This window comes from Kitasatospora sp. NPDC054768 (genome assembly GCF_053612025.1).
The window spans coordinates 1-11,087 of record NZ_JBSHBN010000015.1 but is presented as its reverse complement, the minus strand read 5'-3'; the positions used below and the strand labels follow the sequence as shown (position 1 = coordinate 11,087).

The window sequence follows — 11,087 nt, the reverse complement described above, 5'->3', positions numbered from 1 at the left end:
ACGGACGGCCTCCTCAGGGATCTTGCCGGATGGTCTTGACCTGTCGCGGTCAAGGCGATCTCCGGGCGGGTGCCATGGAAGCTATGCTGCAACGATCAGGACCAGGGAGGCAGGAGCGTGCCAGTCACCGACTCGGCGATCGAGAAGATCAAAGCCATGATCGTCAGTGGTGAGCTGCGCCCTGGTTCGCGACTCCCCAAGGAGGCCGACCTGGCCGAGCGGCTCGGTCTGTCGCGCAACTCCCTGCGTGAGGCCGTGAAGGCCCTCTCGCTCATCCGGGTGCTCGACGTACGCCAGGGGGACGGCACGTACGTGACGAGCCTGGAGCCCAACCTGCTGCTGGACGCCCTGGGCTTCGTCGTCGACTTCCACCAGGACGACTCGGTGCTGGAGTTCCTGGAGGTCCGCCGCATTCTGGAGCCCGCCGCCGCGGCCATGGCGGCCCGAGTGATGCCGGACGAGGACATCGCCGCCCTCGGGGAGATCCTGGAGAGCCTGAGCGACGACGCCTCCCTGCAAGAACTGATCGACAACGACCTGGAGTTCCACCGCAGGATCGCAGCCGGTTCGGGCAACACCGTCCTGTGCTCGCTCGTCGAGGGCCTGTCCGGCCCGACCGCCCGGGCGCGGATCTGGCGCGGGCTGACCGAGGAAGGCGCGGCCGACCGGACCCGCCAGCAGCACCGCGCCATCCTCGACGCGATCGCCCACCGCCGCCCCGACCTCGCGCAGGCCTGGGCGACGGTGCACGTGGCAGGCGTCGAGCAGTGGCTGCGGGACACCCTCGGCGCAGCCGGATCCTCACTCGGCTGACCCCGGGGCGGGTGCCCGGCGCGGCGCGACCTCCGCACAGGCGGGGGTGCCGGGCTCGGGCGCACGCCGCGAGGCCGGGTGGCCCGGGGAGTGCTCCACGGGCCACCCGGTCTCGTCCTCGGCGCTCCGGCTACTCCTCGGTCGGGCCGAGGTCCGGCTGCTCGCGGAACTCCACCGTGCGGGCGAAGTGGCCGATCCGGAGCCGCTGGTTCCACCGGAGGTCGGAGGACGTGCCGCGCGTGGTGAGTCCGACGGCGGACCGGGACCGGCGCCTGTCGTTTCGTGTCCGCGATGTTGGCGCAAACACTCAGGCACTTCCGCCGGCGGTGGGTCGGCAGCATGGCTCTGGAGTTCGACGTCCTCCACGTCCCCCGACGACAGCCCCGGCCGGCCCGCGCCGAGTTCCGGCGCGGGCCGTCGTGCGGTGGGTTCGGGCGCCGGCCTAGAAGGCGGAGTTGGTGAACCAGAGGTCCAGCAGTTCTTCGTCCCCGGAGGCCGTGATCCCGGGTGCCGAGCGGTCGGTGCGGCCGTAGAGGAGGAGCAGGAGGTCGGCGGCGGTGGCGGAGACCGTGGCGTCGGCGTCGGTGGCGGTCGCGTCGACGGGGGCCGGGCCGAAGCCGTCGGGGCGCAGGTGGATCAGCCAGTCGCCGTCGCCGTCGGTGCGGGTGAAGCGGAGGGTGCGATCGGCGGCGCGGAGCTTGGCCGTGTGCGGGGCGAACAGGGTGGCGTGCGGCAGGTTGGTGAGGAATTCGGCCACGCCGTCCGCGGCGAGGTCCGGGTCGATCTCGGGCTTGAGCCCCAGGGCGAGTTCGGCGTCGACGCGGTGGACGAGGGTCTCGAAGAGCATCCGGCGCACCCAGAAGCGGGCGTGCTGGTCGGCGCCCCAGGCCCACATGGGGGCGTCGAGGTCGGTCGCCGCGAACGTCGCGGCCGCTTCCGCGCCGGCCTCGGTGAGCCACGCCGGGTAGTCCTCGGCCCGTTCGGGGAGCTTGAGGTCGACGTCCCGGCTGGTGGGCGGTGCCTGGATGCGTTGCCGCAGCAGGACGGTGAACCAGCGCTGGACGCTGCCGGCGTGGCGGAGGAGGTCGGCGAGGGTCCAGTCGGGGCAGGTGGGGACGGGAGTGGCCGGGTCGGCGGAGCGTACGGCGGTGGCGAACCTGTGGGTCTCGGCGGCCACGGCGTCGACGTGCTCGTTCGGGGTCATGGACGGTTGCTCCGGAGGGATTCAGGGGGCGGCGGGACCAGCGGTCCGGTGGCGAGGGTGAGGTGGAGGGGGAGGGCAGGGGCGGGATCAGCCGAGGGGCTTGTCGACGACGGCCTTGGTGTGGCTGAACGTGTCGATCGAGTACTCGCCGTGGTAGCGGCCCATGCCGCTCTCGCCGACGCCGCCGAACGGCAGGTCGGGCATCGCCAGGTGCGAGACCGGGAGTCCGAAGCTGAGCGCGCCGGAGGAGGTCTCCTCGGTCAGTCGCCGCTTGGTGTCCGCGGATTCGGTGAAGGCGTAGAGGGCGAGCGGCTTGTCGCGCTCGTTGATGAAGGCGATCGCCGCGTCGAGGTCGGGGACGGTGAGGACGGGCAGGATCGGGCCGAAGATCTCGGCCCGCATCACGGGGGCGGTCGCGGGCACGTCGGCGAGGACGGTCGGGGCGAGGTAGCGCGTGGCGCGGTCGTGCCCGCCGCCGGTGACGGTGCGTCCGTCGTCGAGCAGCGCGGTGAGCCGGTCGAAGTGGCGCTCGTTGACGATGCGCCCGTACTCCGTGCTGGTGGCCGGCTCCTCGCCGAACAGTTCCCGTACGGCGTCGGCCAGTTCGCGTTCCAGGCCGGCCGCGGTGTCGCCGACGGCGAGGACGTAGTCGGGGGCGACGCAGGTCTGTCCGGCGTTGAGGAACTTGCCGCGGGCGATCCGCCGGGCGGTGACGCCGAGGTCGGTGCCGGGGTCGACCACGACCGGGCTCTTGCCGCCGAGTTCCAGGGTGACCGGGGTCAGGTGCTTGGCGGCGGCGGTCATGACGATCCGTCCGACGACGCCGTTGCCGGTGTAGAAGATGTGGTCGAAGCGCTGTTCCAGCAGGGCTGTGGTCTCCGGGACGGCGCCTTCGACGACCGCCACGGCCTCCTCGCCGAGGTAGCGCGGCAGCAGCTCGGCGATGGCCGCGGAGGTCGCGGGGGCGAGTTCGCTGGGCTTGAGGACGGCGGTGTTCCCGGCGGCCAGGGCGCCGACGAGCGGGGCCAGGGCGAGCTGGAGCGGGTAGTTCCAGGGGGCGATGATCAGCACCACGCCCAGGGGGTCGCGGACGACCCGGGCCTCGGCGGGGCGGAAGACCTCCGGTACGGCGGCCGGCTTCGGGTCCAGCCACTCGGCCAGGTGGGCGACGGTGTGGTCGAGTTCGGCGAGCGTGAAGCCGATCTCGGTCCGGTACGCCTCGGCGGCGCTCTTGCCGAGGTCGGTGTGCAGGGCCCGCTGGAACGCCTCGGCCTGTTCGGTGAGCAGGGCGCGCAGGGCGGCCAGCCTGTCCAGGCGCCAGGTGAGCGGCCTGGTCCGGCCGGTGGAGAATTCGGCCCGCAGGCGGGCGACCACGGCGGGGATGGCGTCAGTCATGAGGGGTCTCACGGTCTTGAGGTGGGGAGCCGGTGCTTGCGGGTAGAAATTTTTCACTACCTGAAGCAATGGCGACCCTAGGGATGAAAGGTTGAGTTTGTCAAGCATCCTCCCGCGATTCTCCCGGCATCCCCCGTTCGCTCGGACAGGTGTCAGGGGCGGTAGTCGCGCAGGTCGTGGGCGGGGTGCCAGCCCTGGGCGCGGGCGCGGGTCAGGTCGAGGACGACACCGCGGGTGAGGAGGTCGACGGTGTACGGGGTGAGGCCGGGGACCACCGTGGTGCGGGCGGCGAGCCGGACGAGCGGCGCGGGGAGATGGGCGATCCGGGCGGGGCGGCGGTGGACGGTGAGGATGTGGCGCAGCGCGTCGTCGCGCCGGTACGGGGCGGCGTCCGCGATGTTGTAGGCGCCGGGAGCCCAGGGCGCGGCGCCGGTGAGGCCGAGGGCGGACAGGCAGGCGTCGGTGAGGTTGGCGACGGCGGTCAGACTGAGCGGGAGGTCCCGGCCGGGCAGCGGCAGCAGGCCGTACCGGGCCCGGCCGAGCAGCTGCGGAAGGAGGTGCGGGTCTCCGGGGCCGTAGACGGCGCGGGGGCGCAGGACGACGGCACCGGCCGCGAGGGCGAGCCGTTCGGCGGCGGCCTTGGTGCGGCCGTAGGCGTTGAGGTGGCCGGCGGTGGTGGGGTGGTCCTCGGTGAGGACGGCGGCGGTGGTGCGGGGGTCGTAGACGCTGGCGCTGCTGACGTGGACGAGGGGGCGGCCGGCGGCGGCGCGCAGGACGCGCTCGGTGCCGGTGACGTTGACGGTGCGCTGGTGGGCCTCGGCCGGGTGGCCCGGGGGCAGGTCGGCGACGGCGGCGGCGCAGTGGACGACGAGGTCGGCGCCGGTGAAGTCGGGGTCGTGGGCGGCGGCGTCCCAGCCGAGGTGGCGGCCGACCGGGCCGGGGCGGCGGCCGTGGCAGGTGACGTCCAGGCCCAGGACGGCGGCGGTGCGGGCGAGGTGGGCGCCGCAGAATCCGGAGGCGCCGGTGACGGCGATGCGCATCAGGACCGTCCTCGGCGGAGCGTGAGTTCGGCGTAGCCGGGCAGGGCGCAGCGGCGGTCGACACGGGCGCGGGTGACGACCGGGCGGTGGGGGGCCAGCGCGAGGAGCACGTCGGCGAGTTGGGCGCGGGCCAGGCCCGCACCGGGGCAGGCGTGGGGGCCGGTGCCGAAGACGGCCTGGGTGGCGGCCGGGTCCGGGCTCGGAGCGCGGTGGTGGGCGAGGGCGGCGTGCCGGGCGACCAGGATCAGCCGGTCGCCGCGGCGCACCCGGTGGCCGGCGAGAGTGGCGTCGGCGGCGGCCGCCCTGGGCAGCAGCGGGGAGGGCGCGGTGAGGCGCAGCAGTTCGGCGGCGAGACGGGGCGCGCCGGCCCCGTCGACGGCCGCCCACAGGCCGGCGTCGGCGCACCAGGCGACGGCGCGGGGGACGGCCGCGAGGGTGGTGTTGACGGCGGCGACGGCGACCATGGCGTCACGCGGATCGGGCAGCAGGGCGCTGAGGCGGGCCGCGGCGTCGACCGCCTCGGCCGCGGCGCGGGCTCGGCCCGGGCGCGGTCCGGGCAGGTGGTCGCGGGCGGCAGCGGCGGCCGCCTCGGCTGCGGCGTCGGCGAGTCGACGTGCGGGGACGGTCGCACCGGTGAGGGCGGCGGCGGTGGTTCCGGCCAGTTCCCTGACGAGGTCCACGAGTTCGAGGTGCCCGGTGGCCAGGTCGGGGACGCGCGCGGCGAGGACGGCCTGCCAGAGCGGGCGGATCCGGGCGCGGGCGCTGGTGTCGACGCCGGCGGCCAGCGTACGGCGGGCGGTGCGGTGGTCGCCGCCGTCCTGGTCGAACAGCGCGCCGCCGTCGGTCAGCCGGGCCGCCGCGCCGCCGGTGGTGCCGGGCGCGGTGCGGTGCAGCGGGACGCGGGTGAGGGCCTCGTGGTAGGCGTCGGCGCCGTGCACCAGCAGGGTGCGGCCGAGCCGCAGGACCGGGCGGCGGCGGGTGGCGCAGAGCAGCGCGAAGAGCGCGGGGTGGCTGTGCAGGTAGACGCGTCGGTCGCGGCGCCGGGCCCGGCGGCAGGCGGCGGCGAGGGACACGAGGTCCGTGGCGGTGGTGGTCCCGGCGGGCGTAGCGGCGGGCGTCGCGGTGGCGGTCGTGCGGTCGGACGGGTTCATCGGGTCAACTCCTGTGCGCAGTGGGCGGATGCCGCGGCCCGGTCGGGTTTGCGGGAGCGGCCGGTGAGCGGGACGGTGCCGAACAGGACGGCGTCGGGACGGGCGGAGCCCATGCGGTCGAGCGGCCCGCGCAGGGCGGTGCGCAGGTGCCGCGGGTCGGTGCCGGGGGCGGGCTGGACGAGGGCGACCAGCCGTTCGTCCCCGTTCCCGTCGGGAACACCGACCAGCACGGCCAGTTCGACGCCGGGCACGTGCAGCGCGGGCTCGTACAGGCCCGGGTAGATGTTCTCGGCGTGGCGCAGCACCATGTCCTTGAGGCGGCCGGCGAGGACGATCCGTCCGTCGGGAGTGAGGCCGGCGTGGTCGCCGGTGCGGATCCACGGGTCGGGCTCCTCGCCGAGGTAGCGGTGGCGGGCGCCGGGCCCGGTGAGCCGGAGTTCGCCGTCCTCGGCGAGGCGGGCCCGGACGCCGGGCAGCGGGTGGCCGACGAGGTCGCCGTTCCCGTCGTGGGCGCTCTTGTCCGCCTCCTCGACCGCGGCGGCGGGGAACAGTTCGGTGAGCGCGTAGACGCTCCACGCTTCGTCGGCGCCGGACCGCTTGACCCGGCGCAGCAGGGCGGCGTCGGCGGGGGCGGAGCCCGTCCAGACCCGGCCGGTGAAGCGAGCCCCGGCGGCGAGGGCGGCGCGCAGCTGCGGCGGGGTGAGGTAGGTGTGGGCGGGGGAGAGCCGGGCGAGCTGGCGGCCGAGCGCGGCGGGGCGGCGGGCGGGCAGGACGACGGCGGCGCCGGCGGCGAGTGCCGGGACGAGGACGAAGAAGGTGCCGCCGAGGACGACCGTGCCGGGGCGCGGGCCGACCAGGTCGGCGACGGTGCCCAGCCCGGCGGCGAGGCCGGCGCGGGTGTGGACGACGGCGCGCGGTCGGGCGGTGGTGCCCGAGGTGAAGACGATCACCGCGTCCTCGCCGCTGTGGCTGTGGCTGTGGCCGTGGCCGTCGCCCTCGGACGGGGCGGCCGGCGGGGCAGCGGGCAGGGCGGAGTCCGCCGGGCGCAGCCGGGGTGCGCAGCCGGGCAGGCGGCGGCCGAGGGTGGCGACCGGCCCCAGCGCGGTGAGCCGCGGGAGTGCGAGGTCGGCGCGGCGGGCCAGCGGCCCCGCCCAGCCGGCGACGGCCTGGGCGGCGGCGTCGGCGAGGACGAGATCGGGGCGGGCCAGTGCGAGTCGGGCGGCGAGCACGTCGGGTCCGGCGGTCGGGTCGAGGACGGCGATCCGCAGGCCCAGCCGGTGGGCGGCGAGCATGACGGCCAGCGCGCGCGGGCCGGGACGGACGGCGACGCCGACGGTCGCGCCGGGACCGGGACCGGGACCGGGACCGGGATCGGAGCGAGAGCCGGAGCGAGAGCCGGAGCCGAGGCCGTGGGCGTGCAGGGCGGCGGCGTAGCCGTCGGCCAGATCGGCGAGCTCGCCCCGGCGGATCACCGGGCGGACGGTGCCCTGGGCGGTCTGGCGCAGGACGGCGGGCCGCTCGGGGTGGTCGGTGCGCAGGGCGTGGGCGAGGCGGTCGAGCACGGGGGGCTGCTTTCGGGGAGCGGAGGTGGGCTGGGTGGGCGGCCGTCGGCGGGTTCGGTCGACGACGGCCGGTCCGATGGATGCCTGAATGCCTGGATGCCGGCTCAGCGGACGTCGACCGGGCGCGGCCCGGCCCCACGTTCCAGGTACCAGCGGGCCGTGCCCACCACCCCGTACGCGCGGATCCGCCGCGTGGAGTTCTGCACCACCATGTCGCGGCGGCGCACCACCGCCGTGGTGTGCCGGCGGACCCTGTTGAGGAACGCCCGGTCGGTGGGGGAGGGCCGGCGGGGCATGCCGCCGACGGCCTGGTAGAGCTCGGCGGTGATCGCCATGTTGTTGCCCGCGTGCATCCGGTACGGGGTCAGGTAGCCGTGCCGGCGGTGGTGGGCCGGCCGGATCCGGCCGAAGAAGGCGCCGAGGGCGACCAGGAGCAGGAACACCGCGCGCCCGGCCGGCCCGTGTTCGTCGCGGCGGGCGGTGACCCGGCCGCAGACGAGCCCTCCGCTGTCCAGCAGGCCGGCCCGGGCGGCGGCGGTCCAGCCGGGTTCGGGCAGGCAGTCGGCGTCGGTGCGGGCGAGCAGGGTGGCCCCGTGGGCGATGGCGTGGCGGAAGGCGGTGTCCACGGCGGAGCCGACGCCCTTCTCCGGCTCGACCAGCACCTCGACGGGGAACGGTGCGCGGGCGGCGAACGCGCGGACGGTGGCGACGGTGCCGTCGGTGGAGCCGTTGTCGGCGACGAGAAGGGTGAAGTCGCGGTCGCGCTGGGCGGCGAGGGCGCGCAGCACGCCGTCGATGCGGTCCTGCTCCTGGTAGGCGGGGACCACCACCCACAGATCGGTCCTCACGACGCCTCCCAGACCATGGTCATCAGGCTGACGCCGCCGCCGAGGCCGACCAGCAGGACCTTGTCCCCGGGGGCCAGCGTGTCGCGTATCCGGTCGAGTTGGACACCCAGGGTGGCGCTGGCGACGTTGCCGATCTCCGGGACGGTGAGCACCAGCTTCCCGGCCGGCGCTCCGGTCAGCTCGACGAAACGTTCCAGGTACGGGAGCGTCACCTGGTGCACCAGGACGCGGGCGTAGTCGTCCCAGCCGAGGCCGGTGCGGGCGGCGAGCCGGGCCAGAACGGCAGGGCCGATCGTCTCGAAGATGCCGCGCAACTCCTTGCCGCCGCCGCGGAAGTAGCTGTGCTCGTCACCGCGCGGGTGCCGGGACCCGCCGCCGGGGATCCCGCCGGCCTCCCAGTGCTCGGAGGCGGTGGCGGTCTCGATGTCGAGGATGCCGCCCCGCTCGACGGCCTCGACGACGACGGCCGCCCCGGCGTCGCCGAAGGTGTAGCCGGCGAAGCCGTCGCGCACCTCCGCGATGCCGGAGGGAGCGCGGCGCATGGCCCGGCTGGGGGTCTCCCCGGTGACGACCAGGGCGCGGCGGGCCCGTCCGGCCAGGATCATCGCCCGGGCCAGGTCGATCCCGTTGAGGAAGCTGTTGCAGGCGTTGCTGACGTCCAACGCGTGGGCCCGGGTGCCGAGTTCGGCCTGCACGATGTGGGCGGTGGCGGGCTCGCAGACGTCCCGGGTGGCGGAGGCGAACAGCAGCAGGTCCACCTCCCGCGGATGCAGCCCGCGGGTGTCGAGGGCGCGCCGGGCGGCGCCGACGGCGAGGGTGGAGGCGTACTCGTCGTCGGCGGCGAAGTGCCGGCTGCGGATCCCGGTCGCCTTCTCGAACATCCGCTCCGGCAGGGCGAGTCGGCCGACCGCGGCGATCTCGTCCTGAAGCTGCTGGGAGGTGAGCCGGCGGGCCGGCAGGTGGGAGCCGACGGCGGTGATGCCGATCCGCGGTATCGCTGCTGATTGCATGCCTTCATGCTCCGGCGATCACGGCCCGGCCGGCCTGAGTACGGGTACTCAGAGCGGCCCGTTCCGCTACCCGATCACGTCTGTGCAGGTGGACGGTTGCCGGGCTCGTCCGACTCCGTGAGGCCGCTGACGCCAGGACCCGGGTGACTTCCCGGGTGCTCGGGAATCCTGATGGGGCACGCCTCTTGCCCGCTCCGGGGCCGCTGCGCATCCTGCTGGAATGCGCTTCTCCGTCAACCTCCCCAACTTCGGTGACTTCGCCGACCCCCGCAACGTCGCCACCGTGGCCGCCGCCGCCGAACAGGCAGGCTGGGACGGCCTGTTCGTCTGGGACCACGTACTGCATCGACGACACCAGGGGCGTCCGTTCGCCGACCCCTGGATGCTGCTGACCGCGGCCGCGCTGGCGACCTCCCGGATCCGGCTGGGCACCCTGCTGACGCCGGTCCCCCGCTACCGACCGCAGCAACTCGCCCGCCAGGTCGCCACCCTGGACGTCCTCAGCGGCGGCCGGGTGGTCTTCGCCGCCGGCCTGGGCGGTCCGATCGAGGACGAATACCTCAGCTTCGGCGACACCTCCGAACCGCGCCTCCTGGCCGAACGACTGGACGAGGGGCTGGAGCTGTTGAGGCGCTTCTGGTCCGGCGAGGCGGTGGACCACCACGGCCGGCACTACGAGGTCCGGGACGTGACCTTGCTGCCCGCCACCGCGCAGCGGCCCTGTCTGCCGGTGTGGATCGGCGGGTTCTGGCCGCGCCGCCCGCCGATGCGGGGGGCGGCGCGGTGGGACGGCGCGGTGCCGCTCTTCGAGACGGCCCGGCACGGCCAGGCGCCGGACGTGGCGGAGGTACGGGATCTGGTCGGCTATGTGCGCAGACACCGTACGGTCGCGGCCGAGCGCCCCTTCGAGTTCGTGCTCGGTGGCGCCACACCGCCGGACGCGGCCAGGGCCAGGGATGTGATCGGTCCGCTGCACGACGCCGGTGCCACCTGGTGGGACGAGCGCCAGCTGCAGACCGGCCCCGACCTGGACCGGCTGCTCCCGGTACTCCGCCGTGTCGAGGCGGGGCCGCCGGTCCTCTGATCGGCCGTCGAGGGCGTGCCGCGCTGGTCGGCGGGGTTCGCCGGTGGCCCGGCGGGGCAGCGCGGGGCGGTGGCCGGGGCCGTTCAGGATGACCTGGTGAACCGGCGTCGACCGGCCGGGGGCCACGACCCGCGCGAGGCCGTGGTGGGGACGCCGGCCGGTGCCGTCGGGCGCGGGCTCGCTACCCTGGCCGCGCGGGGCCGCGTTCCGGTGGCCCGGGCGGTGCTGGCAGGAGGGCTGGGATGGCGGCTGACCGGATGACGGAGCGTCGGCGGTGGGTGGTGGTGCTCGTCGGTGCGTGGTCGGCCTTCGCGGTGGTCGCGGCCGTGGTGGCCACGCACGGCTGGGCGCCGTTCGCCTTCGAGCGGGCCGCCATCGACTGGTGCACCGCGCATCGCCCGGAGCTCGCCCGCGCCGTGGCCATGGCCGTCACCTCCCTCGGTACCGGCGTGGTCCCCTACCTCCTCGCCCTGGCCGCGGGCGTCCTCACCGCCGTCGGGACCACGGGCTCGCCGAGGCGCCGGTGGACGACGGTACGGGCGCTGCTCCTGCCCGTGGTGTGGCTGGCGCTGGGGCAACTGCTGCGCCAGGGCCTGATGCACGCCTTCGGCCGGCCCCGGCCGCCCGTGACGGACTGGGCGTTCACCGCCTCCGGCTTCGCCTTCCCCTCCGGGCACGCCTTCACGTCCGCCCTCTGCGCCGGCCTGCTCGCGCTCGCCGTCGCCCGTACGCGCCCGGCCGCCACCCGCACGGCCGTCGTCGGCGCCGTGCTGTTCGCGGGCACGATCGGCCTGAGCCGCGTCTACCTCGGCGTGCACTGGCCGCTGGACGTCCTCGCCGGCTGGCTGCTGGCCGTCGGCTGGCTGGCGGCCGGCGCCGCGGGCTCCTCGTACCTGCCGGAGTGCGCGAAGCGGTCCGGCGCGACCAGGACCGCGTAACCGGACCGCGTAGCCGGACCGCCGGGCCCGCCGCTTCCGTCC

General features: G+C 75.6%; 10 protein-coding genes. 3 read left to right on the top strand and 7 right to left on the bottom strand.

Annotated elements, in window-relative coordinates; all coding sequences use genetic code 11:
• Nucleotides 1-117 precede the first annotated feature (117 nt).
• Entirely contained in the window at nt 118-813 is a 696-nt protein-coding gene (locus tag ACWGKU_RS06785; protein WP_401047244.1) for a FadR/GntR family transcriptional regulator, read from the top strand.
• A 442-nt stretch (nt 814-1,255) separates the two neighbouring features.
• Here the strand turns inward: ACWGKU_RS06785 and ACWGKU_RS06780 are convergent, their stop codons facing one another.
• From ACWGKU_RS06780 to ACWGKU_RS06750, 7 genes are all read right to left on the bottom strand, one after another.
• Nucleotides 1,256-2,017 (bottom strand): maleylpyruvate isomerase family mycothiol-dependent enzyme, encoded by a 762-nt coding sequence (locus tag ACWGKU_RS06780; protein ID WP_452177499.1) that lies wholly within the window; start codon nt 2,015-2,017, stop codon nt 1,256-1,258.
• Nucleotides 2,018-2,104: 87 nt separating this feature from the next.
• Nucleotides 2,105-3,412 carry an aldehyde dehydrogenase family protein gene (locus tag ACWGKU_RS06775; RefSeq protein ID WP_452177498.1) on the bottom strand — a complete coding sequence of 436 codons (1,308 nt, stop codon included), beginning with the start codon at nt 3,410-3,412 and terminating at the stop codon, nt 2,105-2,107.
• A gap of 152 nt (nt 3,413-3,564) precedes the next feature.
• Nucleotides 3,565-4,452, bottom strand: coding sequence for an NAD-dependent epimerase/dehydratase family protein (locus tag ACWGKU_RS06770; RefSeq protein WP_452177497.1), 888 nt, complete (start codon nt 4,450-4,452; stop codon nt 3,565-3,567).
• Complete coding sequence (locus tag ACWGKU_RS06765; RefSeq protein ID WP_452177496.1) at nt 4,452-5,603, bottom strand: cytochrome P450; 1,152 nt, start codon at nt 5,601-5,603, stop codon at nt 4,452-4,454. The genes ACWGKU_RS06770 and ACWGKU_RS06765 overlap by 1 nt, the downstream gene beginning before the upstream one ends.
• Complete coding sequence (locus ACWGKU_RS06760) at nt 5,600-7,165, bottom strand: AMP-binding protein (RefSeq protein ID WP_452177495.1); 1,566 nt, start codon at nt 7,163-7,165, stop codon at nt 5,600-5,602. The genes ACWGKU_RS06765 and ACWGKU_RS06760 overlap by 4 nt, the downstream gene beginning before the upstream one ends.
• Before the next feature lie 104 nt (nt 7,166-7,269).
• The gene (locus ACWGKU_RS06755; protein WP_452177494.1) at nt 7,270-8,013 is read right to left on the bottom strand and encodes a glycosyltransferase; all 744 of its coding nucleotides are present in this window, start codon (nt 8,011-8,013) and stop codon (nt 7,270-7,272) included.
• Nucleotides 8,010-9,023: a 3-oxoacyl-ACP synthase III family protein gene (locus ACWGKU_RS06750; RefSeq protein ID WP_401046004.1), complete on the bottom strand. Its 1,014-nt coding sequence runs from the start codon at nt 9,021-9,023 to the stop codon at nt 8,010-8,012. The genes ACWGKU_RS06755 and ACWGKU_RS06750 overlap by 4 nt, the downstream gene beginning before the upstream one ends.
• A 220-nt stretch (nt 9,024-9,243) precedes the next feature.
• On the opposite strand from ACWGKU_RS06750, the gene ACWGKU_RS06745 reads away from it, so the two are divergent.
• Nucleotides 9,244-10,107, top strand: a complete 864-nt coding sequence (locus ACWGKU_RS06745; RefSeq protein ID WP_452191375.1) for an LLM class flavin-dependent oxidoreductase — start codon at nt 9,244-9,246, stop codon at nt 10,105-10,107.
• A 242-nt stretch (nt 10,108-10,349) separates the two neighbouring features.
• The gene (locus ACWGKU_RS06740; protein WP_452191374.1) at nt 10,350-11,045 is read left to right on the top strand and encodes a phosphatase PAP2 family protein; all 696 of its coding nucleotides are present in this window, start codon (nt 10,350-10,352) and stop codon (nt 11,043-11,045) included.
• Nucleotides 11,046-11,087: the final 42 nt, after the last annotated feature.

What these genes read in the sequence shown, in the direction of transcription:
- ACWGKU_RS06780 (WP_452177499.1), bottom strand. Translation starts at nt 2,017, where the DNA reads ATGACCCCGAACGAGCACGTCGACGCCGTGGCCGCCGAGACCCACAGG.
- ACWGKU_RS06775 (WP_452177498.1), bottom strand. Translation starts at nt 3,412, where the DNA reads ATGACTGACGCCATCCCCGCCGTGGTCGCCCGCCTGCGGGCCGAATTC.
- ACWGKU_RS06770 (WP_452177497.1), bottom strand. Translation starts at nt 4,452, where the DNA reads ATGCGCATCGCCGTCACCGGCGCCTCCGGATTCTGCGGCGCCCACCTC.
- ACWGKU_RS06765 (WP_452177496.1), bottom strand. Translation starts at nt 5,603, where the DNA reads ATGAACCCGTCCGACCGCACGACCGCCACCGCGACGCCCGCCGCTACG.
- ACWGKU_RS06750 (WP_401046004.1), bottom strand. Translation starts at nt 9,023, where the DNA reads ATGCAATCAGCAGCGATACCGCGGATCGGCATCACCGCCGTCGGCTCC.
- ACWGKU_RS06745 (WP_452191375.1), top strand. Translation starts at nt 9,244, where the DNA reads ATGCGCTTCTCCGTCAACCTCCCCAACTTCGGTGACTTCGCCGACCCC.
- ACWGKU_RS06740 (WP_452191374.1), top strand. Translation starts at nt 10,350, where the DNA reads ATGGCGGCTGACCGGATGACGGAGCGTCGGCGGTGGGTGGTGGTGCTC.